At 62.3% G+C, this 22,955-nt stretch carries 16 protein-coding genes; 11 read left to right on the forward strand and 5 right to left on the reverse strand.

Annotated features, from left to right (window positions below):
• Positions 1-9 precede the first annotated feature (9 nt).
• Both LB556_RS04065 and tssI read right to left on the reverse strand, forming a co-directional pair.
• Positions 10-432, reverse strand: coding sequence for a DUF6484 domain-containing protein (locus LB556_RS04065; protein WP_263485085.1), 423 nt, complete (start codon positions 430-432; stop codon positions 10-12).
• 10 nt (positions 433-442) lie between these two features.
• Positions 443-2,770: a type VI secretion system tip protein VgrG gene (gene tssI, locus LB556_RS04070; RefSeq protein ID WP_224564184.1), complete on the reverse strand. Its 2,328-nt coding sequence runs from the start codon at positions 2,768-2,770 to the stop codon at positions 443-445.
• 292 nt (positions 2,771-3,062) lie between these two features.
• Here tssI and tagH point away from each other — a divergent pair, with 292 nt between their 5' ends.
• From tagH to LB556_RS04110, 8 genes are all read left to right on the forward strand, one after another.
• Entirely contained in the window at positions 3,063-4,118 is a 1,056-nt protein-coding gene (tagH, locus tag LB556_RS04075) for a type VI secretion system-associated FHA domain protein TagH (RefSeq protein ID WP_224565052.1), read from the forward strand.
• 307 nt (positions 4,119-4,425) lie between these two features.
• On the forward strand, positions 4,426-5,949 hold the full coding sequence (tssL, locus tag LB556_RS04080) for a type VI secretion system protein TssL, long form (protein ID WP_224564186.1): 1,524 nt from the start codon (positions 4,426-4,428) through the stop codon (positions 5,947-5,949).
• 25 nt (positions 5,950-5,974) lie between these two features.
• On the forward strand, positions 5,975-9,508 hold the full coding sequence (gene tssM / locus LB556_RS04085; protein ID WP_224564188.1) for a type VI secretion system membrane subunit TssM: 3,534 nt from the start codon (positions 5,975-5,977) through the stop codon (positions 9,506-9,508).
• Between the two features lie 153 nt (positions 9,509-9,661).
• Complete coding sequence (locus tag LB556_RS04090) at positions 9,662-10,432, forward strand: PP2C family protein-serine/threonine phosphatase (RefSeq protein ID WP_224564190.1); 771 nt, start codon at positions 9,662-9,664, stop codon at positions 10,430-10,432.
• Positions 10,433-10,436: 4 nt separating this feature from the next.
• On the forward strand, positions 10,437-13,037 hold the full coding sequence (locus LB556_RS04095; RefSeq protein WP_224564192.1) for a serine/threonine-protein kinase: 2,601 nt from the start codon (positions 10,437-10,439) through the stop codon (positions 13,035-13,037).
• An 11-nt stretch (positions 13,038-13,048) separates the two neighbouring features.
• Positions 13,049-13,540, forward strand: coding sequence for a DUF1036 domain-containing protein (locus tag LB556_RS04100; RefSeq protein ID WP_224564194.1), 492 nt, complete (start codon positions 13,049-13,051; stop codon positions 13,538-13,540).
• Positions 13,537-15,972 carry a M23 family metallopeptidase gene (locus LB556_RS04105; RefSeq protein ID WP_224564196.1) on the forward strand — a complete coding sequence of 812 codons (2,436 nt, stop codon included), beginning with the start codon at positions 13,537-13,539 and terminating at the stop codon, positions 15,970-15,972. The genes LB556_RS04100 and LB556_RS04105 overlap by 4 nt, the downstream gene beginning before the upstream one ends.
• Before the next feature lie 36 nt (positions 15,973-16,008).
• Positions 16,009-16,197, forward strand: a complete 189-nt coding sequence (locus tag LB556_RS04110) for a hypothetical protein (protein WP_224564199.1) — start codon at positions 16,009-16,011, stop codon at positions 16,195-16,197.
• Positions 16,198-16,273: 76 nt separating this feature from the next.
• Here the strand turns inward: LB556_RS04110 and LB556_RS04115 are convergent, their stop codons facing one another.
• On the reverse strand, positions 16,274-16,810 hold the full coding sequence (locus LB556_RS04115) for an OmpA family protein (protein WP_224564202.1): 537 nt from the start codon (positions 16,808-16,810) through the stop codon (positions 16,274-16,276).
• Positions 16,811-16,980: 170 nt separating this feature from the next.
• On the opposite strand from LB556_RS04115, the gene LB556_RS04120 reads away from it, so the two are divergent.
• On the forward strand, positions 16,981-17,547 hold the full coding sequence (locus tag LB556_RS04120; RefSeq protein ID WP_224564204.1) for a DUF6931 family protein: 567 nt from the start codon (positions 16,981-16,983) through the stop codon (positions 17,545-17,547).
• A gap of 27 nt (positions 17,548-17,574) precedes the next feature.
• On the opposite strand, the gene LB556_RS04125 is transcribed toward LB556_RS04120, so the two are convergent.
• Together LB556_RS04125 and LB556_RS04130 are read right to left on the reverse strand one after the other, a co-directional pair.
• On the reverse strand, positions 17,575-18,813 hold the full coding sequence (locus tag LB556_RS04125) for a caspase domain-containing protein (RefSeq protein WP_224564207.1): 1,239 nt from the start codon (positions 18,811-18,813) through the stop codon (positions 17,575-17,577).
• Positions 18,814-18,821: 8 nt separating this feature from the next.
• Positions 18,822-19,922: an OmpA family protein gene (locus tag LB556_RS04130; RefSeq protein ID WP_224564211.1), complete on the reverse strand. Its 1,101-nt coding sequence runs from the start codon at positions 19,920-19,922 to the stop codon at positions 18,822-18,824.
• 432 nt (positions 19,923-20,354) lie between these two features.
• On the opposite strand from LB556_RS04130, the gene LB556_RS04135 reads away from it, so the two are divergent.
• Positions 20,355-21,707: a glycosyltransferase family 39 protein gene (locus LB556_RS04135; RefSeq protein ID WP_224564213.1), complete on the forward strand. Its 1,353-nt coding sequence runs from the start codon at positions 20,355-20,357 to the stop codon at positions 21,705-21,707.
• A gap of 54 nt (positions 21,708-21,761) precedes the next feature.
• Positions 21,762-22,931, forward strand: coding sequence for a glycosyltransferase (locus LB556_RS04140; RefSeq protein ID WP_224564216.1), 1,170 nt, complete (start codon positions 21,762-21,764; stop codon positions 22,929-22,931).
• Positions 22,932-22,955: the final 24 nt, after the last annotated feature.

The raw sequence follows: 22,955 nt of genomic DNA on the forward strand, positions 1-22,955 counted from the left end.
GGCAATGCCTCAGTTGAGATGCACGGCTCCGCCGCGAATACGATTGGTCCCGCTCGCCTGGCTGGTCAGTTGGGTACCGCGAATGGTCACGCGACCATCCTTATCGAGAATGATCGACGCCAGACCGCAGCGCAGCTCCACGCGCTCTTCTGCGGTGACGACGACGCGATTGCCATCACGGATCACCTGCAATTCCTTATTCCTGGGAGCGGGGTCCACGATGCGCCCGACGACCAGTGGGCGCATCGGATCGCCGCCTTCGAAGAGCAACGCCAGTTCGGAGCCGATCGCCGATGCATCCAGTGCTGTCAAACTGCGTGCCGCGATCGCCGTCTCCCGGGGATTGCCGACGAAGCCGACCAGCGGCGCCCCGTTTTCGAAGCCGATCAGCAGTCCAATCACGACGCCGTCGATGCGGTCCAGCACTTCCATGATGACGCCCTCAATTGTTGTTGATGGTGCTTCCCTTTACGACCACGTCGCCATCCGCCTTTACGGTGATCTTGCCGCTGCCCTTGATCGTGATGTCCTTGCCGTCGGCAACGATGGTGCCGTCTTTTTTCATGGTGATCGAGGCAGATCCACATTTAAGCGTGATCTCGTCGCCCGCTTCGATCATCAGCTTCTTGCCGACCTTGATCGAACCGTCATCGGCGATATCGATGCCGCTGCCCTTGCCGACCTTGAGCGCATGCGCACCGGCAATCTCGGTGCTGTCGTCGGCCCCGATATTGGCGGACCTGGCCTTGCCGATCTGCGAAGAGTGGGCCCCGCCGACGCTGAAGCTCTGGTCGGCAGCGACGTCAACGGTTTGCGCGGCCCCGATCGTCCAACTGTCCGCCGCGCCAATTGTGTGGCTCTGCCCCGCCCCCACCGTGACGCTCCGCGAAGCCCCGATAGTGTTTGTCTGCACTGCGGCGACGCTGCGCGTCTCGGAGGCTCCAACCGTATCGACGCGAGCCGCGCCGACGCTGACGGTCTGGATGATCGCCACGGTTTGCGAGTGGTTCTGGCCGATGGTTTCGGTCGAGTTGGCGCCAATGCTGATCGTCTCGTTGGCGCCAACCGTCAGCGATCTGTTCTTGCCCACCGTTTCGGTGTCGTTGCTGCCGATGTTCGTCGTCTGGTCGACACCGACCTTGACCGTCTTGTTGTTGCCCACATCCTCATCGAGGTTGTGGCCGACGGAGTGCTTGGCGTCGTGGTCGATGCGGTCGGACTGGTCGTGCTGCACCGTCTTTTTGCGGTCGTGCTTGATCAGCAGGTGGTGGTCCTTCTGGGCCTGGAAGTTGACCAGTTCGGAGCCCGCCTTGTCCTCGAACATCAGTTCGTTGTAACCGCCGCCGCCTTTCGAGGAGTTGGACTTCCAGCCTGATTGCGTCGCGTTGGCCGGCAAGGCGTAGGGCGGCATCTCGGCCGCGTTATAGACGCGGCCGGTGATGATCGGCAGGTCGGGATCACCCTCGATGAAATCGACGATGACCTCCTGTCCGATGCGCGGGATCTGGATGAAGCCCCAGCCGCTGCCGGCCCAGGTCTGCGACACGCGCACGAAGCAGGACGAGTTCTGGTCCTTCTTGCCGAGGCGGTCCCAATGGAACTGCACCTTCACCCGGGCATATTTGTCGGTGAATATCTCCTCGCCCGAGGGACCCACCACCGTCGCGGTCTGCGGGCCACGCATGATCGGTCGCGTTGTGGTACGCGGTGGCCGGAAGGGCAATTTGGTGGGCGCAACGCCGAGCACGACCTTGAAATTCTCGCTATGGGCCTCGTTCTGGGTACGGTAGCCCGGATCGAACAGCCTGTATTCGGCGCTGATCACCAGATACTCCTGGTTCTGGTCGTCGCGCGGAAAACTTTCCAGCGTGAACTTGCAGCCGGAAAAAAGGCCGCGCACAGTGCCCACCGCCGTGCTGTGCTGGTGTACCGCCTGAAGTTCCTCGCGGCGAATCCCCGCAATCGTGTCGCCTCGCCCGACATCGAGATGCGCTCCTGGCTGGCGATAGTTTTCGCCCGCGGCCTCCTTGTGGCCGAACGGCTGGGCGGACTTCGCCATCAGGTCGGCGCCCGGCTTCTCGAAATCATAGTCCGTATGGGCATAGGCGCCCGGCCGCACCGCGCTGCCCGGAATCCATTCGGTGATGTATTCGACATCGCGCCGCGAGCCATGTCCCTCGAAATTGTAGGGCACCTTCTCGTGGCCCGGAGCCGGCTTCAACTTGCTCATCGCGTCGCAGAGGACTAGCGTGTGCTTGCCCTCGTCATGCTCGAAGAAATAGAAAATACCCTCATGCTCGAGCAACCGCTGCACGAAATCGAGATCGCTCTCGTCGTACTGCACGCAATATTCGCGCGAGGGATAGGACCCCTGCAGCCGCTTCTCGAATTTCGCGACGCCGTATTTCGAGAATATCTTCTCGACGATCTCGACGACGGTCATGTTCTGGAATATCCGGCAGTCAGTGGTATTGCCGAGGAACCAGAGCCAAGGCCTGACGGTGGCCTCGTAAAAGGCCAGCCGGTCCTCGACGCGGGTCAGCCTGAACTCCGACACGAGACCGCTGAACCAGCGTTTCGGATCGGATTCCCCTTCGACCGAAACGGCGCCGCCCAGCATTTTCAGCGGATCCACGTCATGGTTTTTGCTGACGAAGCCGACGGTATAGGCGAAACAACGGCTGATCTCATCGCGCCCGACGAGATGGGTGAAGGTCAGCACATCGGCGCCAACCGGTGTCTGTACAACCGTGGCACGTTCGTTCGCCATGGGTCGTGCCCCTCCTGGACGCGGCCGCCAGCATGATGGATTGGAAGTCCCCGCTATGTTAACCGCATCGCGTTCGGAAACATTCGAATTCACCGGACCGGACCATCGCAAGCGTAGCACATGTTTAGAGCCTGCCAAACAATAGCGATCGCTAAATTCTGCCCCATGCGCGGGTGTGAAACGCTCCTCTCCCACCGCCCTCACAAGCTGCTAGAATGCTGGAGCAGTTCCAGGAAAGCACATCGCGGTTTTCCGGGCGGATTGCGTGAAACAAGGTCGCCAGCGGTTCCAGATGTTCATCTCTCTGCAGATCAGCAATGTCGACAAGCTGCCCGCGGGCGTCGCAGCCGGCTACGCCGCGCGCGACCGGAGTTTCGAAATTGGACGCGAGAATTGCGACTGGACCTTGTCCGATCCGGAGAAATTCATCTCGGGCCGGCATTGTGAAGTTCGCTACCAGGCAGGCGCTTTCTGGCTCTACGATGTCTCGCGCAACGGCACTTTCGTCAACGGCTCCAGCCAGCGCATGGCGGGACCGCATCGGCTTGGCGACGGCGACCGGCTACTGATCGGGCGCTATGTCATCTCGGTTTCGATCGATGAAGAACGCGTCGCCACCGGCAATCCGCAGCCGAGGACCGGCTCGACGCTGCGCGAGTTGCCGCCGTCGACAGGCAGGCCGCTGGAATCCGGTAACGAGCCGTTCTTCAGTCCGGCGGGGCAAAGGCCATCGTCGGCACTTCAGGCCAGGCCCGCGGTCCCGGCCGGACAGCCCGCGGAAGTGGATGGGCTGCTGCGGGAAATCGCCAAGGCGGCCGGCATCCAGCCCGACCTGCTCCAGTCACGCGATCCGCATGAACTGGCAGCCGAGATCGGCACGGTGCTCAGGGCCACGGTCGAGCAACTGTCGCTTTTGCTCAAGGCACGCGCGGCCGCGAAAGTGCTGGCCAAGAGCGCGAACCGGACGATGATCGGCACCACGGACAACAACCCGCTGAAATTCGTGCCGGGAACCGACGACATATTGGAAATCATGTTCGCGAAACGCAGGGCCGGTTATCTCGACGCCACCCACAGCATCGAGGACGCTTTTCGCGACCTGAAGACGCATGAATTGGCCACTTATGCCGCCATGCAGGCCGCGCTCTCCAGGCTGCTGGACGAATTGTCGCCGGAAGCGATCGCCCGCAAGCTTCCTCCGGCTTCCTTTTCCTCCAAGAAAAGCCAAGCCTGGGATGCTCTCGTCGCGACGTGGCGAACCATGGAAGAAGCGCACGAAAACGGCATGCTCGACGTGTTCCTCGCGCATTTCAGCGATGCCTACGCCAAGGCCGCCAAACAGAAATAGAAGGGATGCCGTCAACGCCGATCCTGGCGTTATGTGACGGTTCTCACACAAGAGACCGCCTCTTCGGCCATCCCGCCTCGCGATTTCAATCGGTTGCCTGATTTCAATTGGCGGCTTGGGCGGCTAGGATAGCACATGGAGGCCTGCCCGGCGGGCAAGCGGCGTGGCTTGGGGCGTGTGCAGCAATGTCATGTTTCGGCAAGATTAGCCTTTGCATCCGGCCGGTGGCCGAAGCTCGGCTTGAAAAGCGCCGGGCAGGCAGCTTCCGCCGAACGCATTTTTGCTGCCCATCGATGGCGGGCCGGCGATGAGTTCGAAGGACGATCCCTCCCGCCCCACCGACAGGACTGTCATCCGCGCCCCGCGGCAGCGGCAACCGTCGCCCACGATGTCCAACAGTTCACCGACGGGCGACGCAGCCGTTCCACCAGCCGCCAGGGATTCGACGGTTTTCGCCCCTGGCGGCGGCGAGCAGATGCCGCCCGGCTGGTCGTCCGGAACCGTGATCTATCAAGGGGCGGCTCCAGGAGCGGTCGCGGCGGACAGTCCGGCCGCGGCCAAGCCGACGTCGGGTATGAACCAGGAAGTCCTGTTCGATGCCGCCGACGGCGTGACATACGCCGCGGCAAACCCGATCCTCGGTGCCGCCGCCCCGCTGCTGATCCTGTTTGGTCAGTTGCGGCTGATGCCGGTCGAGAGGCAGATGGCTCCTCTTGCCGAACATATCGCCGCGGCGGTCGACATGTTCGATCGGGCGGTCGGCAAAGCCGGCATTGCCGAAGAAGATGCGCGGATCGCGAAATTCGCCCTTTGCGAGACCGCCGATGACCTCGTCGGCAACCTGCCCTGGCCGGCGAAGGACAGTTGGCAGGCACACAGCCTCGTCACGCGGTTCTTTCATGCCAGGCCCACCGGCGCCGGATTCTACGAAGCGCTGAACAAGATCCTGGCCAAGCCCGATGAGCATTGCGATCTGCTCGAACTGATGCATGCATGCCTGTCGTTGGGATTCGAGGGACAATATCGGGGATTGACGGGCGAGCGAAACAGTCTCGAACGCGTCCGGCGAGACGTCTACGATACGCTCCGCTACTTCCGGCCGCGCGCCGACGATGACGTTTCGCCCCATTGGCAGGGCATGGCGACAACGATGCCGAAGCCGTCCGCACGGCTGCCGGTATGGGCCGTTGCTGCCGCCGCCGTGACGCTGGTGACCGCGGCTTTCTTCGCCTTGCGGGTCACCATCACAAATGAAGGCGATGCGGCTGCCCGCGAGTTGCTGGCGCTCAACCCATCGACGCCCATCACCATCGAGCGCGCCAGCGTGGCGCCCCTGGCCGAGCCAGCCGAAGCCGCGCCGCCGCCACCTGTCGTTGCCGCAACCACCCAGATCGACCGCATCCGAACCGTACTCGCCAAGGAAATATCGGCTGGCGGGCTGACGGTCGGCACCAAGGGCGAGTTCATCGTGGTGGAGGTGAACAATGTCCTGCTGTTCGCGCCCGGCCAGGCGCAACTGAAGCCGGAATTTCAGCCGATCGCAGCCGACATCGGTTCGGCGCTGAATGCCGAACCCGGACCGATCAGGATTATCGGCCACACCGACAATGTGAAGCCGCGCAGATCGAGCACATTCAAGTCCAATTTCGATCTCTCCGTCGCCCGCGCCAAGGCGGTCGCGACAATGATGGCGAAGGAGCTCGAAGACCCCTCGCGAATAACGGTCGACGGCAAAGGCGAGGACGAACCGATCGCCGATAATGCGACGGCTGAAGGACGCACGAAGAACCGCCGCGTCGACGTCATGATCCCGAAGGAGGAGACGTTGTGAACGGGCGCGGCGGGGAGCGGCACTGATGCGCTGGATGCTGCGGATCCTCAGCGTGCTTGCTTTGGCCGGCTTCGCGACAGCCATCTGGTACGCCGGACCGCTGGTGCGCTTTGCCGATACCCGCCCGCTCGAACCCGTCTGGCTTAGAGTGGCGATCGTCGGCACGAGCGTTGCGGTGCTGGCGATCTTCTACGGTCTGCGCTTCTGGCAAAGCCGCAAGGCGCAAAAGGCGCTCGAAACGGGGATCGCGCACAGCGACGATCGCAACGATGAGGCGCGGGTGCTCGAAGCGCGCATGAGCGAGGCGCTCGCGACATTGAAGCGGTCGAGCGGCAAGCGCAATTTCCTGTATGAAATCCCCTGGTATCTCGTCATCGGTCCGCCGGGCGCCGGCAAAACGACAGCACTGGTCAATTCGGGGCTGAAGTTTCCGCTTGCCGGCTCCGGCAGCGGCCAGCCGGTGGCCGGCGTCGGCGGCACGCGATCCTGCGACTGGTGGTTCACCGACGAAGCGGTGCTGATCGACACCGCTGGTCGCTATACGACGCAGGATTCGGATGCCCTACGAGACAAGACGAACTGGCTCGCCTTCCTGACGCTGCTCAAGAAATACCGCGCCAGGCAACCGATCAACGGCGTGATCCTGGCCATCAGCCTCGCCGATCTGATTGGCTTCGACGATCGGCAACTCGATGCCCATGTCGTCGAGATCCGCAGCCGCCTGCGCGAGTTGCACGAGACGCTGAATATCCAGTTTCCGGTCTACCTGCTCTTCACCAAGGCGGATCTCGTTTCCGGCTTCATGGATTATTTCGGCGATTTCGACGAAGCGCGCCGGCGCAAGGTATGGGGCGCGACATTCCAGACCACCGATCGTAACAGAAACATGAGCGGTGGTGCTCCAGCCGAATTCGACGCGCTGACCAGGCGCCTGACGGAAGAGATTGCCGATCGCCTGCAGGAAGAAGCCGATCCGGTCGCACGCATAGCGATTTTCGGCTTTCCGGCCCAGTTCGGCTCGCTAAGGAGCCGGATAACGCATTTCGTCGGCAGCCTTTTCGATACCGCGCGATCCCAGGTGAATGTCAGCCTGCGGGGTCTCTATTTCTCGTCGGGCACGCAGGAAGGCACACCCTTCGACCGGGTGCTGGGCGCCATCGGCCGCAGTTTCGGCAGCGCTTCCCAGGCCCATCTTTCCGGCACCGGCAAAAGCTTCTTCCTGCACGACCTTCTGGCCAATGTGATCTTCCCGGAGGCAGGCTGGGTTTCCTACGACAGGACGGCCGAACGGCGTGCCAGGCTGTTGAGATATGGCAGCCTCGCGGCGATCGCTCTGGCCGCTTTGGCGGCGCTAGGCGCGCTCGGTCTCAGCTTCAGGGCCAACCGATCGCTGATCGCCTCTACCGGACAGGCGATGGCACAGTATCGCGAAAGCGCGGACTCGCTGCTGAAGAGTACAACGGTCACCGACGTCGACCTTGAGAACGTCATCGGTCCGCTCGACCAGCTGCGCAACCTGCCGGCCGGCTTCGAAACCGGCGACCAATCGAAGCCGATAGAGGAGACGTTTGGGCTCAGCCAACGGGATAGGCTGTTGTCGGCCTCCAGGACGGCATACCGGCAGGCGCTGGAGCGAAGCTTCCGCTCTCGCCTCCTGGTCCAGGCCGAACGGACGATCCAGGAGAAGATGGCCGACCCCATAGCGCTTTACGAGCCATTGAAGATCTATCTGATGCTGGGCGGCAAGGCGCCCAAAGTCGACGACGAGTTGATCGTCTCCTGGATGAAGCAGGATTGGGAGGAAAATCGCTATCCGGGCGAAAACAACCGCGAGGGCCGCGCACAGCTTGAAAAGCATCTGCGCGCCATGTTGGCGCTCGACGACGCCTATGATCCGGTGTTCGAACTCAACCAGCCGCTGATCGAGGCCGCGCAACGGTCGCTCGGACGCATGAGTCTCGCCGATCGCGCCTCGGCGCTGATCAGGTCGGGGGCGTATGCGGCAAGGCTGGAGGATTTTTCCATAGCCGCGAAAGCCGGACCGGAGGCGCAGCTGTTGTTCGAGCGTATGGACGGAGGCGAGCTCTCCGACCTTCGCGTTCCTGGCCTCTATACGCGGGCCGGCTTCAATGGATTCTATCTCCAGCAGCTGTCGCGCATGGCGCGGATGCTGGTCGACGACCAATGGGTGCTCGGCGGTGGCGGTGAACAGGGCAGCATCGATCAGGACCTGCCCAAACTTGGCCCCGAACTGGTCGATCGCTACGGCAAGGAATTTGCGGCGGCATGGAACGGCGTCCTTGACCAGCTGAAGCTGAAGGCGATGTCGAAGGACAAACCGCAATATATCGCGCTGTCCGCCGCCGCTTCGCCCGACTCCCCTGTCGACCGGCTGTTTACGGCAATCGCTGATGAAACCGCGTTGACCCGGAGTGGTCCTGGCTCGGATACAAGGACAGGCAATGCCCAGCCGGAAGATCCTTCAGCCTTGGCCAAGGGGCTCGCCCGCATCGGCCTCCAGATCGCCGGCGGCAAGTCGCAAGGCCGCGCCGGCACGAGCGCGCCCGCCGCATCGAACGCCGGCGCCGCTGTAGAGGCGCAGTTCAGATCGTTTCAGGCGCTGGTGAGCGGTCCCGAGGGACGCCGCCCGATCGACGCACTGACGCAGAACTTCCACGACATCTACCAGAGCCTGAAGCTGTCGGCGGATTCCCCTTCGCAATCGGAGCGCGTCACCTCGAACCTGCAGCTGCAGATTTCGACGTTGCGCGCCAATGTCTCGCGGCTGCCCAGGCAGCTTGCCCGCATGGTCGACACGGCGGCGGACGAATTCGAGGGCGACGTCGCCAAGTCTTCGGTGGCCAATCTGAACGAGACGCTCGACCAGACGGTCACGCGCCCCTGCGAGCAGGCCGTCAACGGCCGATATCCGTTCGTCGGCGACAGCATGGAAGACATCTCCATGGCGGATTTCGCCAAGCTATTCGCCCCGGGTGGCATGATGGACCGGTTCTTTGCGCAGAATCTTGCACCACTGATTGACATGACGGGCCAGGAATGGAGCTGGAAGCAGGATGCCCGCGCCAGCCGCGATCTTGCGAAGTCGACCTTGAAGGCGTTCCAGTCGGCAGCGGAAATCCGCAGCGCGTTCTTTCCATCGGGAGGCTCGACACCCTCCGTCAGCATCACCTTTACGCTTTTCTCGCTGAATGGCGACGCCGACAGCGCGGTGCTCGACGTCGACGGCCAGACCGTCCAGAGCGCGCAAGCGGGCAATGCGCCGAGCGTCGTGACCTGGCCGAACAGCTCGGCCTCGGCATCCGTGAGCCTCAGCCTGACGCCGGAAATGCCCGGGCGCGAGTCAGCGCTCAAATTTGAAGGGCCGTGGGCGCTGAAACGGCTCCTGGACAAGGCGGCCGTGACCAGCAAAGGCAACAGCACCGAAGCACGTTTCGTGATCGGTGGACGCGATGTCGCCTATACGATCGAGACCACGTCTGGAGCCAATCCGTTCCTGCTCCCCGCGCTGTCGGGGTTCAGTTGTCCGAAGGCGTTCTGAGATGACCTTGGCGTGTCCGAGAACTCCTCCGCCGATCCATGCCGGCGCAGGAATTCATTTCGATATTCTAATGTTTGCGGTTGTGGCAGAGTGGCAGGGGCACGCGGCTCGCGGTCTGGCACAGAGGACGCTCGACAAGCGCTTGGTGGCAAATTGAACACCGTCGCCCTTCCCATAGAAAGCTTCGGCGTGAGCCACAAGGGCTGCGTACGCGACCACAATGAGGACAACTATCTCATTGAGCCGCTGACCGGGCTGTGGGTGGTGGCCGACGGGATGGGCGGCCACGAGGCCGGAGAGGTCGCTTCCGCCAGCATCGTCGACCATCTCGCGACGATCGGCATTGCGAGTTCGGCACCGGATCTTCGTGCACGCTTCGAGGACCGCCTCAGTCGAGCCAATGCCGAAATCCGTGGCATATCGCGATCGCGCGGCATCACCATCGGCTCCACATTCGCCGCCCTGCTGGCGATGGAAGGGCGATTCGCCTGCCTGTGGGCGGGCGACAGCCGCATCTACCTGGTCCGCAACGGCTCGATCGCGCAAGTTTCGAAGGACCACACCGAGGTCCAGGAACTGCTCGACCGCGGCATGATCAGCGCGGAAGAAGCGCTCACCTGGCCGCGCCGCAACGTCATTACCCACGCCGTCGGCGTCAGCGACGAGGTCGTCATCGACTTCCAGCAGGGCGAGCTGATGCCGGGCGACGTCTTTGTCCTGAGTACCGACGGGCTGACCGCGCACGTCAGCGACGCCGAGATCGAGCTGGTCGTCAAGTCCGTGCCGACCCGGATAGCATGCGAGAAGCTGCTGGAAATGGTGCTGGCGCGCGGTGGAACGGACAATGTCACCGTCGTGCTGGTGAGGATCGGCGGCGGGCGCAACGGATCGCTCCATGCGGATCAGTCCAGAGCGGAGGGCTGAACGAATGAGCGACGACGACAAGACGCGGCTATCGACGAACCTTGGTTATACGGGCGTCGGCACGCAGCTCAGCGGCATTTACGAGCTCGACGAGCGGATCGCATCCGGCGGCATGGGCGAAGTCTATCGCGGCCACAACATCCAGACCGGAGATCACGTCGCGATCAAGATCGTGCTGCCCGAGTTTGCCCGCGATCAGACGATCCTGTCGCTGTTCCGCAAGGAAGCTTCGATCCTCAACCACCTGTCGCATGACGCGGTCGTGCGCTATCACGTCTTCACCATCGATCCTGGGATAGGCCGTCCCTATCTTGCGATGGAGTTCGTCGACGGCGAGTCTTTGTTCGACGTCATGCGGCGTGGCGCGATGTCGCCGCCGGACGTGCGCAGGCTTTGCCACCGCCTGGCATCGGGGCTCGCCGCGGTGCACCAGGCGGGCGCGGTCCACCGCGACCTCTCGCCGGACAACATCATCCTGCCTGGCGGCCGGGTCGAGCGCGCCAAGATCATCGATTTCGGCATCGCGCGTTCGGCGACCGTCGGCGGCGAAACGCTGATCGGCGGAAAGTTCGCCGGCAAATACAACTACGTCTCGCCCGAACAGCTCGGCCTCTATGGCGGCGAGGTTAGCGAGCAGTCCGACATCTACAGCCTCGGACTGGTGCTGGCAGCAGCACTGCGCGGAAAGCCTCTCGACATGAGCGGCACGCAATACGAGGTCATCGAGAAACGCCGGACCGTGCCGGACCTGTCGGACATCGATCCCGATTTCCACGAGCTTATCGGCGCGATGCTGCAGCCTGATCCCGCCGACCGGCCGGCGAGCATGGCGCAGATAGCCAGGGCGACGCGTGAAGACGATGCGACATTGCCGCCGCCGGCATCGTTTGCGCCGCGCGAGCGTCCTGCCTTGCCGCCTGCTGCCTGGACGATGCCGCCGGGATCGAAGCCAGAGCCTTCTGCCCCTCCTGGCGAACAGCGCTTCGTTGAGCATATGAGGCCTGCCCATCTTTCGGAACCCAGGCCCTCACCGGCTCCGGCGCCGCCGCGCGCTGCTGTTGCTGAGCAGCGTAATCGTTCGAGGCTACCGACCGCCATCGGCGCGATGGCGGCACTCGTCTTGGTGGCGGGAGCAGGCCTCTACTTCAGCGGCGCCATTACATCTCCGCCGCCGGCAACGGAAAAGCCGGCACCTCTTTCGCCGAAGCCTGTGCCCGAGCCCGCGGCTGACGTGCCCAAGCCTATCGTGGAAGCACCGAAACCCTCGCCGAAAACGCCGAAACCGCAGTCAGAGACGCCTGAGCCAGAGGCGCCGAAGCCCGACAACGCCGCCGCCAATGGACCGACGGAGCCTTCGCTGCCCGCTCCGATCCAAACGGAGACCAGCACGGCGCCCGGCGGAAAACAGGCCGACGCAGCGGCCGGCGAGAACCAGGCGCCAGCGCAGTCTGGCGAAATTCCCATGCCGACACCCAGGCCTGAAGTGCCACCAGCAGCCGAGATTCCGGCACCGGAAACGCCGCGGCCTGCCCAACCGGAGAGCATGGCCAACAACAATCAGGAAACGGCTCCGCCTCCCGTTCAGGTCGCGCCCACTCCGCCAGCAACCGAGAACGCGCCGACGCCTGCTCCTCCCCCCAAGGTCGTGGAAAGCCAGAAGCCGTCACAGCCGGCCAACCCACCGGCAGCCTCCAAGGAAGCAGAAAACACTCCGGGACAGCAAACGCCGACGGCCAAGCAACCCGAAATATCGGATGCGGATAAACTTCTGGCGCTGTTGCCCAAGGCGAAAAACCCGGCGCAGCCGGCCAGTCAGCCAACGGCGCCCGTGGCGCCGCAGCCAAGCCAAACGGAGGCAAAAGCCACCCCGCCACCGCGACCAGAAACGCCGACGGCCAACCAGGGCGGGAACATCGACGTCGCCATCAACTTGCCCAAGCCGGAGATTCCGCCACCGGCAAAGACCATGGACGATGTCACCGAACGCGCTTCGTGGGTGCGCGATTTCAGCGGCGGCGACTGCTTCTACGCCAGATTGACGTCGGCAACGGACAAGGCGGCCGCGATCGAGGGGTTCGGGACGGCGGTCCAGCCCTTCGAGCAGATGCTCGGCGATTTTCAATCGAGGTTCCACCTCGAACCGGACATCAGCGTGCGTCTCATCGAGCAGCCGCAGTGCGACGTAACCAAATTTCTTCGCTCTCTCGACCGAAGCGGGACCGAAACGCCGCAACTCGTTCTCGACCGGGCATCGGTACCGGACGGCTCGCCGATCAGCGGGACGCTGACGACGCGTGGCGGGCTCGTTTCCAATGTACTGCTGATCGATCACAAGGGCATCGCGTTCAACCTGGACGACCGCATGGTCGCGCAATCGGACAAGGCGACTTTCAGCATCCCTATCGGCCTCGGCGCAACGGACAAGGCGGCCGGCAAGGCCGTACCGCAAATCATGCTGGTGATCACCGGCCCCCGGGATATTCAGGCCGCGATGTTTTCGAGGCCGACGCCAGCCTCGGAGGTGTTGCCCAAGATCCTCGAGGAGATCGAGGCGGATCGGTCCGCATTTTCCGCCTCGGCCAAATATTTCCGGCTCGGCGGATAGCACGGGCGTCGATGCGACTCCGCCGCCGACCCTATTGCCCCCGGTTCCGGCCACGCCAGCAGCGCCGCCGATCGGCTGACCTTCCAGGCCGCACGAAGCTTGCCGCGTTGCTTGGCGGGGCGCTGCTCTTGATCCTCTCGGCCGGCAAGGCGCATGCCGAGTTCACCGTCTGCAACCAGACGCTCGATGTCGTCAACCTCGCCGTCGGACAGAAAGTCGACAATGCCGATCAGACCGACGGCTGGTGGACGATCGGTGCCAACCAGTGCGTGAACGTCATCCGTGAGGAGCTGACCAACCGCTACATCTACATCTATGCCACGGACGTGTTCGGCCATGCGATCCTCAATGGATCGACTGAGATGTGCATCGATCGGCGGCGCTTTTCGATACGCGGCATCGACGAGTGCTGGCAGCGCGGCCACATCGCCGCGCGCTTCATCGAGGTCGACACGCTCGAACAGGCGCGCTGGACGTATTTCCTGACCGGAAGCAGCCCGTGACGCACGGCATCGACACGAGCTTCAAACGGAAGAAGCAGGCGCGTCTGGCGGAGCGCAGGCGCAAATTCTGGCGCAATGTCCTTGCGGGCGTCGCGGTGCTGGCTGTCGTTTCGATCGCCACCGGCTTCTATCTCACCAGGGATTACTGGTCGTTCGGCGACGAGGACGAGGAACTGCATCCCGTCGAAGGCATGGAAGACATGCCGCCCGATGCCCCGGTCTATGTGCCGGCGATCATCGACCTTGCCGGTGACCCGATGTGGATCACGCTGGCGCCCGATGCGGACACCGCGACGAAGGGCCATACGGTCGCGCGCCCGGTCGAGCTCGACAGTTCCGGAGCTTCGCCGCAAATCGAAATCCTCTCCGACGTGATGCTGAGCACCAGCGAAAAATTCATGACGACGATCCCGTCGACGCAGGAGGATTTCGCCTTCTTCCAGGCGCAGCGGCAGGCCGCTCCCAAGCCTTCGGCAACGGCACCCGGTGATGGGCAACCCGCCCCACCAGCTCCGGCCGCGGCGCCCGACGATCAACAAGGTGATTTGGAGAACGACCTCCAGGCGGCGCCGGACGAGAGTGACGTCCCTGCCGGTTCAGCCCCCAAGGCCGATGCCGACGACCCGGAAGCCGGCTGGGGCGAGACCATCGATCAGGGCGAGGCAGCCCTCCCCGCTTTCAAGAAAACCGTGATCGAGAACAACAACACCGTTGCGATCGTCACCAGCGAATATCAACGCTTCGAGGCGACTGCGGACACCTTCGTGAAGATCCTCAACGACCGCAGCCTTGATAGCGTAGCGCTCGACGCGCATTTCTCCGCCGATGACGCAAAGCTGGCGGGCGAAGCGCTGAAGAAGCTTTTCAACCGCGACGGGTTGGAGCCCGGTTATGTCGTCGCGATGCGCGGGTTCCGGCCGAGCCGCGAGACGACGACCATGTCGCTGATGCAGGTCTCCGTCTACGCGAGGAACGTCTATGTCGGCACGCTGACGCGCAATGCGGCCGGCGCCTTCGTGTCGGGCGTCGACCCATGGGTCCACGAAGACCTCTTCAACTATTCCGGCGCTTCCGACCAGGGCGGGCCGAAGCGTCAGTATCGTCTGCTCGACGCGATCTATTCGACGGCGGCGCGCAACAAGGTGCCGACGAGCGTCATCGGCGAGGCGATCATGTATCTGTCTCGAGGGCAGGACCTCGACGCCTTCGCCAGCGAGGACCAGCGGCTGATGCTGATCTACTCGCAGACGCCGCGCGGCCAGGGCGAGATTTCCGGGCGGGTTCTCTATGTTGGCGTGCAAGGCACGGAGAAGAGCCTCGACTGTTTCGTTTTCCAGCAGAGCGATGGCCAGTACGCCTGCGTGACCGGCGACGATCAGGTCCGCTCGCTGTCCATCACCAACGGCATGGTGACGCCGGTGAGCGGGGTGATGACCTCGACCTTCGGCCCGCGCAAGCATCCGATCCTCGGCACGGTTCGAATCCACAAAGGCGTGGACTGGGCTGCTCCGGTCGGCACACCGGTCATGGCCGCTTTCGACGGCAAGATATCTTTCCAGGGCGACGGCGGCAGCTACGGCAATCTGGTCAAGATCGCGCACGCCAACGGGCGCGAGACGCGCTACGCGCATATGCAGAAATTCGCCATCGCCAGTGGCGTCGGCACCGATGTAAAAGCCGGTGATGTCATCGGCTATATCGGCACCACGGGACTTTCCACCGGCCCGCATCTACATTTCGAACTTTACCAGAACGGCGAGGCGATCGACCCGCTGGGGACCGTCACCACGGTCGCCACCTATGCTTCCGGCGGTTCTGGCGGTTCGGGCGATACCGCCGTCGAGACGCTGACCGAGCGGATCGTGCATGTCGAAAGCGGCGGCAGCTCACGGGCCAAGAATCCCAACTCCTCGGCGACCGGCGCCGGCCAGTTCATCACCAAGACCTGGATCCGGATGATGAACACCTATCGGCCTGATCTTGCCCGGTCGCTGTCGACCGCCGACCTGCTCGCGCTTCGCTATGACGCGACGCTGTCGCGTGAGATGGTGCGCAACCTTGCGCGCGAAGGCGAGGCCTATCTGCGCGCCCGCGGCCACCAGATCACCGCAGGGCGACTTTATCTCTGCCACTTCCTCGGCATGGAAGGGGCGCACCAGGTTCTGGCGGCATCCGGCTCATCGCAACTAAGCGCCGTTCTGGGATTAGCCGTTATCCAGGCCAACCCGTTCCTCACCGGCAAGACCGTCGGCTACGTCATTGACTGGGCCGAGCGGAAGATGGGACAGAAAGTGCCGCGCACGACGATCGCCGAGGGCCAGCCGGCGGCGACCACGACCGAAATCCGCCAGACATCACCGGAGTTTGAAAAATACAAGCAGGCAATAACGGCGCTGCTCAGTTCGATTAAAAATACGCCTGAACCTGGTTAACCCGGGAAGACCGCGGCGCCACCCAAGAAGCAGGTCGTGCAGAAGACCCGCACGCTGAAGCCGGTGGCGGAACCGAAGCCGCACAGGAAACAGCAGCTCGTCCAGCGGAGGCGCAGCGAGACAGTGGTCCGCGACGAGCCGCCGCCGGGTGACAACAGTGACTTCCTGACCAAGGCGTTGATTTTCGGCAGCGGCGTTGCCGTCGGCGGCGCACTCAAGCACTGATCACAGACGTCGAGAAGGCCCTGCCCTGTCGACAGGGTCTGGCGCCAACCGCGTTGCCACGAGTGCGTCGGCCGCCCTACTCGGTCCTGATCCGCATTTCCACGCGGCGGTTGACGGGATCGTAGGGATTGGCGACGCGTGGGTGCGACTTACCCAGACCGATCGCCTCGAGCCTGGCGGCTTCAACGCCGTCCGCCGTAAGGAAGGCCGCCACCGATTGCGCCCTTCGCTGGGAAAGGTCCTGATTGTAGCGATCCGGGCCGGTTGCATCGGTATGGCCTTCGACAACGAAACTGAACGTGCTCAGCCGATTGTCCTTCAGGGCCTTGGCGAACTCGTCGAGCTCCGCGCGCGCCGTCTGGTCGAGCTGGGCGGAATCCAGGGCGAAATTGATCATCATGTCGAGACCCGCCCCTTTTTGCGGTTCGCCGGTTTTCTCGGCCTTGCTCTTGCACTCTTCCTCCGTGCCGACGCAGATGCCGCGCGAGGCGCCTAGATTCCCCGAGCCAGCGAAGAATTTGACAATGTCTTCCGATTTCTGAAGCGGATCGGCGGAAACGTGCGTCGAAAAAAGCACGGCCGCCAATGCAAAGGCTGAGCTGCCCCACCGCATGGCCGTCACTCCTGTTTGAACGGGCTTCGCTATTTGGATCATAGCAAGTTTTGCCGCGTTTGTCTGTGAACAAACACGCTGCCGGCGCTCGCCATTGTTACGGCCGAAGGCTTGACCCGTGCCCTGCCGGGGGCTTGAGTGTATATCTTAACAGCGAGGGCGTGGCAGCCATGGCCAACGGGCTCCGGTTCAGGACGGCAAGCGATCTCTTCAGCGCTTTGCCCGCCATCGCCCGTGACATGACAACATCTCCAACCGATCAATCCCCGGTCGCCTTTTGCCGTGCCCTGCTGGCTGGACGCGTGCCCGAGGAAGCAATCACCTTCTGTGCCTATCTCCTTCCCGAACGGGCCGCGATCTGGTGGGCCCACGAGTGCCTGAACCGTCTCGCCGAACTGCTTGACGACAGGGACCTCGAACTGCTGGTGCTTGTCCACGGCTGGGTAGGCGAGCCTGACAATCCCTCCCATCGCGCGGCTATCAGCGGGGCCATGGATATGCCGCCCGCGACGCCGGCCGCCTGGATCGTCTTGGCAGGGGGCTGGCATCACGAGGGCTCGGGCAACGGCATGGCGCAGGCCGGATTTCCGGCCGCCCATGCTGTCAGTGCGGGAGTTTTGGCCGGACTGGCACGCGTATCGCTCGAGGATCGCTTTGCCGTTCTGTCCGCCTTTGTCGAAATGGGGATCCAGATGGCGGAGATCGAGGCTCGGGGGCTATCGGCCGACGCTTACTAGTTCAACGCCAAGCCCTACGTCGCGTTGTTACTTACAACCGCCCTGTGCCCATTTCGCCAGCGCCACCTTGAAGCGGGTCCCCAGCGGGTGCTGGATACGCAGGACGGAGACTTCGTTGGCGGCGAAATTCTTCGCCTGTTCACACAGCCGGGTTTCGTCCCATTCGTGGCAACCATCGCAATGCTTGCCTTCCCACACCGACTTGTCGAGCCCTTCCACCGGACTGAACAGCGGCTTGCCCTTGATCAGTTGTGCGATGCTCCTGCCGTCGATTGCCGGATCACCGAATTTGATGGGGCGGTCGAAAAGGATCGGCTCGTTGGTCGCCAACTCGGGGATCTTCTTGCGCAACAGATCGAGTGCGAGTTGGTCGTCGTTCTGGCCCGATGCCGCACCGGTGTTACGCGCCCCGGACCCTCCCTCGGTCTGCGGAGGGGTCGCTTCGCCAACGATCAGGGGTACGTTGAGATCGACCCTGTGGAGAACAACTTCGGTCGTCAGCGAAACATTGATCCAGGGGCGCTGCTTGCCGGCAGTCGCCTTGAAGACGTCGCTGGTAACCCTGTTCATCGCTTCGGTGATGGAGATGTTGGATTCGCCGATATGTTGCAGCAATGCCGAGGTGAAAGGCGAGTGCTCACCCGATCCGTCATAGGCGAGCTGGTTTGGACTGGCGGCGAAGGCAACGAGCGTGCCGGCACCGCCGTTCTCGATCGGGATCTCGGCCAGGCCGCTGCTCGCGCCCTTGATGCCGGCCGTCCTGGCCAGCACCGCTGCAAGCGGATTGTCCCGGCACGCGTCAAGAAACACCAGCCTTATGCTGGTCTCGCGCGACATCTGGCGCAGGACGAAATCGACAGACACGGCCTCGAAGTCGAGAGAGGTCTCATCCTCGAGCGCGGCATCGACAGGGAGCAGGTAGTTCTTGCCCGAAGCCTGCAAGCCATGGCCTGCGTAGAAGAAAAGCGCGATGTCGGCGCCGCGTACCTCTTTGGCAAACCGCGCAACCGTGGTTTGCGTCTGCTGTTTGGTCAGGTCGAAACCGGAAATCACATCGAAACCCAGGTTCTTCAGGCGCTCGGCCATGGCCTGGGCGTCGCGCACCGGATTGGCGAGGGGTGCCGCATGCTGATACTGGGAGTTGCCAAGCACCAGCGCGACGCGACGCTCGGCGTTGGCGTTGGTCAAGATCAACAGCAGCGCGAACGCGGCAAGTCCAGTGGCTCGAAAAAGGCCACCGCACCAGGCGATCAGATCCGGACGCACCCGCGACCTCAGTTCGCGGGCTTGCTAGCGGAAAACTCGATCCGCCGGTTGAGCGCCTTGTTCTTGGGCGTATCGTTGGCGGCAACCGGTCGGTCTTCGCCATAGCCGGCGGCGCTGATCTGGGTGCGGGGAATCCCCGCGGCAACAATGGCGTCGGCAACCGCCTGGGCCCGGCGTTCCGACAACTGCTTGTTCGCCTCCGGCGGTCCGTCGGAATCGGTATAACCGGAGACCTCGACCTTCAGGCTTGGGCATTTTCCGACAACACCTTCGACCTCGGTCAGCAAGGGGCGGCTTTTCGCATCGAGCCGGGCACTGGCGGACCGGAAGTAGATGGCGCCGGTGCGCGAGAGCACGGCGAACCTGTTCAGGCATTCTTCGTCGCTGAAATTCGCCTTCGCGGCATCGGTGGCGACCGGGCCTGCCTCGGTCGAACTCGCCGCGGCGGTCTGGGTGGCGGCCGGCTTGCTGCCGTCGGCGGTGAAGACGAAATCGAACGACACCGACGCGGTGGGCACGATGTTGGTGACATTTGCCGCCTGCTGCAGCTTGTCGACGTTCGGCAACAGGCCGAAATCCTCGACATGGACAGCAACGGGAGCCTCCGAGGCGACGGAAACCATATTGTCACTGATCATGGTGACGACGACGCTCGCTTCGAGGTCCTTGTCGACACCGTGCAGGTTGAGCCGGAACGGCAGCGTTGCCTTGATCCTGCGCTTGGCCGGCAGGTCGGCGAATGCGGCGGGATCCACCTTCGCCGTCAGTTCGGCGGTCGGGTACTTGAATGTCTCGAAAAACAGGAAGCGCATGCGGACGTTGCGAAGGTCGACGCCCGTATCGACGGAATTCAGGTCGAACGTGACCTTGGCATCGCCCGCCGCGCTAAGTGTGCCGGTGATGTTCCTGATCTTGTTGGTCTCGACGATCGTATTCTTCTTGACCGACTGGTAGGTGATCACCGAAGCGGCGGGATCGAGCGTCCAGTTCGGCGCGGCGCTGGCGCTCGGTGAGCCCAACGCCAGCAATCCGAGCGCTGCAACAAGCAAACCAAGAGACCGCGCAACGGTTTTCGCCCGCGTGCTTTGCCAGAATACGACTTCGAACATGGAACGCCCCCTGCTCAGGACAACCCTATCTCGATACCGGCACGAGACCGGAGCATAGATCACTTGCCCTCGCTTGGCGAGCCGTCGCAGTCGCTGGTAGGGTCTTAGTTTGAAATTGCGCCCAGCTCAAAGATGGAACGCAGCGTTAGAATTCCGTATACGCTACCGCCGAGGAAAATGAGGGCAACGGGTGAGGCCGCTTGTTTTTCGCGCCTCAACGATGATGGTTCCTTCAGCGTGAGCAACACCAGCCAGGCTGGTAAGACCGTCATGGCCACGGCCATAACAAACATCGCGATACAAAGGCTCTTCGGATATACGGGCCGTAGGAGAATGGAGCCGGATCCATCTGCCCAAGCGCGAAAGCCACGGCGGATTCACCCGCTTCATCCGCAAAGTCAGATTCTGACCTGGTGCCAAATGAATTCAACTATGAACCTAGCCGGTGAGCATCCCTTGAGCCGCCGCGTTTCCATCATGATCGGCTGCCTCGCGCTGCTGACCGCCCTGGCGGCTTTGTGGCCGGTCTATCGGGCGTTCTTGAGCATAGAGATTGATACCAATGAGGGATGGAATGCCTATTATGCCGACGCGGCGATGGGGCGGATGCCGCTCTATCCCTCTGCCCATCAATTGATCGCCAATAATTATCCGCCGCTTTCCTTTTATATCGTTGGCGGTCTGGGAAAATTGATCGGTGATCCTGTTCTGGCGGGGCGATTGCTGTCGCTCGCGGCGGTGCTGGTGATCGCCTGGGGCGTTTTCCGCGCGGTACGTCTATTGGGAGGCGATGGGATCTCCGCAGGCATCGGCGGGCTGTTTTTTGGCGCCACCATGTGCCGCTTTTTCACAGGCTATGTCGGGATGGATGACCCTCATTTGCTGGCGCAAGCGGTAATGACAATTGGCTTTGTTATCTTCCTTCAGGCTAGGTCGAAGGATAGCGGCTATGCCCTGCCCATCCTGCTGATGGTGGCCGCGGGGTTCATCAAACACAACATCGTAGTGATGCCACTGACGGCGATGATCTGGCTAGGCATCAACCGGCCGCGACAGATGGTGAAATCGGCGCTCTTGGCGGCGTTCGCCATCGTCTTGGGATTTGCCCTTTGTTACCTCGCCTTCGGCCCCGACTTTTTCAGCAATTTGAGGTCGCCCCGCGCCTATATGTTAAAACACGCCCTCGGCGCCATCGGGCATTTACAATGGATTGCCGTTGGCCTGGTCGCCTGGATTTATGTCGGTATTACGCGCCGGGCCGATCCCAATATCCGGTTCTGCAATCTCTTGAACACTCTTGGCCTCGTGATGTTCTTCGTCCAAAAAACCGGCGACGGTGTGGCCTACAACGCACAATTCGAACTGGTCTTCGGCGTGTCCATTGCCACCGGCCTCGCTTTCGCGCACGCGCCGGTTTTGCCGCTCGCCCGACGCTGGTCACCGGACAAGCTGCAATTTATCCTTCTGCTCGCCATTTGTCTTCGCCTGGTGGCGTCCGCGCGCCTGGAACCGGTGAAACTACTGATGGATCCCGACTTTCACGCGGAAATCACCGCGCGCGAAGCCGCCATGTCCGCAACAGTCGCCCGCCTCAAAAACACCCCAGGCGACGCAACCTGCTTCAATACGCTCGCCAACTATCGTTCGGGAAAACCTTTCATCGTTGACCCCTTCTACACTCATCAACAGATCCTCGCTGGCCATCTTCCTGCCGACGCCATCGCGCAACTCATCGCAGCCGGAAAGTTGACGGTCGTGGAGGCGGACCCCCTTCTGCATTGGTAAATTTTACTTCATGCTATCGTTCCGGTACCAAGCTCGAATAGCCGGGGGGCGATCTTGAACATCGATGTCAGAGACAGCCAAAATGGGAAGTCACGTTTTGCCCCGTTGGTCTCAGTAATCATTCCCACGTTCAACGAATTTGCGAATGTATCCAAGATCGCGGCGGCTGTTGGGATTGCGCTCAGAGGCATCGATCATGAGATCGTGTTCGTGGACGACGACTCCTTTGACGGCACGAGAACTGAAGTTGCAAAGTTGGCTGCCGCTGTCCCCGGAATTCGGCTCATTCATCGCATCGGCCGGCGTGGACTGTCTACTGCCGTCACCGAAGGCATGCTCAGCACGACCACTCCATTCATGGTTGTAATAGACGCCGATCTTCAACATGACGAGACTATGATACCGCAAATGCTTTCCTTACTCGAAAGTGGCACCGCCGACCTTGTGGTTGGTTCGAGGTATACCGAAGGTGGCGGGCTGGGTTCCTGGGACAAGCGCCGGGCACAAATCAGCGCCTTTGCAACGTGGCTGGCCAAGGCGGTGACCAAAGGCGATCTCAGTGACCCGATGAGCGGCTTCTTCGCTATTACAAGATCGGCTTTCGATAATTCGGTAAGGGATTTATCAGGCCAGGGCTACAAAATCCTGTTGGATATCTGCGCTTCCTCGAAATCTCCGTTGAGAATCCAGGAGGTCGCTTACCAGTTTCGGACAAGGCAGGCTGGCGAGAGCAAGCTGGATGCATTGGTTACATGGGAATATCTGATGTTGCTGGCCGACAAACTGGTCGGCCACGTTCTTCCAGCGCGCTTCATATCTTTTTCCCTAATAGGCGGCCTTGGCGTTTTGGTTCATATGTTTGTGCTGTCGGGCCTCCTCGCCACAGGCCTTGCCGACTTCATCGCCGCTCAAGGCGCCGCGACGTTTACTGCGATGGTGTTCAATTTCTTCGTGAACAACACGCTAACATATCGTGACAGACGCCTCCGGGGTGTAAAGGAGGTGATTTTTGGATTGTTCACTTTTATGCTCGTATGCTCCGTGGGTGCCTTCGCAAACGTGGGCATTGCAAACTACCTGTTCGCGAACAGCCACTATAGATGGTGGTCGGCCGGTTTGGCCGGTATCCTGCTTGGCGCCGTTTGGAACTATGCGGCCACATCTGTCTTCACTTGGAGAGTAAGAAAGCACCCCAGCGGCGCCACAAAAGGCCCCAGCGTGTAACCAGCAATGGTTGCCGCGCCAGAA

The organism is Mesorhizobium sp. ES1-4 (genome assembly GCF_020164745.1).
Lineage (GTDB): Bacteria > Pseudomonadota > Alphaproteobacteria > Rhizobiales > Rhizobiaceae > Mesorhizobium.

Excerpts from the sequence above, each read along its gene's own strand:
- LB556_RS04065 (WP_263485085.1), bottom strand. The coding sequence starts at position 432 with ATGGAAGTGCTGGACCGCATCGACGGCGTCGTGATTGGACTGCTGATC.
- tssI (WP_224564184.1), bottom strand. The coding sequence starts at position 2,770 with ATGGCGAACGAACGTGCCACGGTTGTACAGACACCGGTTGGCGCCGAT.
- tagH (WP_224565052.1), top strand. The coding sequence starts at position 3,063 with ATGTTCATCTCTCTGCAGATCAGCAATGTCGACAAGCTGCCCGCGGGC.
- tssL (WP_224564186.1), top strand. The coding sequence starts at position 4,426 with ATGAGTTCGAAGGACGATCCCTCCCGCCCCACCGACAGGACTGTCATC.
- tssM (WP_224564188.1), top strand. The coding sequence starts at position 5,975 with ATGCGCTGGATGCTGCGGATCCTCAGCGTGCTTGCTTTGGCCGGCTTC.
- LB556_RS04095 (WP_224564192.1), top strand. The coding sequence starts at position 10,437 with ATGAGCGACGACGACAAGACGCGGCTATCGACGAACCTTGGTTATACG.
- LB556_RS04100 (WP_224564194.1), top strand. The coding sequence starts at position 13,049 with ATGCGACTCCGCCGCCGACCCTATTGCCCCCGGTTCCGGCCACGCCAG.
- LB556_RS04115 (WP_224564202.1), bottom strand. The coding sequence starts at position 16,810 with ATGCGGTGGGGCAGCTCAGCCTTTGCATTGGCGGCCGTGCTTTTTTCG.
- LB556_RS04120 (WP_224564204.1), top strand. The coding sequence starts at position 16,981 with ATGGCCAACGGGCTCCGGTTCAGGACGGCAAGCGATCTCTTCAGCGCT.
- LB556_RS04130 (WP_224564211.1), bottom strand. The coding sequence starts at position 19,922 with ATGTTCGAAGTCGTATTCTGGCAAAGCACGCGGGCGAAAACCGTTGCG.
- LB556_RS04135 (WP_224564213.1), top strand. The coding sequence starts at position 20,355 with ATGAACCTAGCCGGTGAGCATCCCTTGAGCCGCCGCGTTTCCATCATG.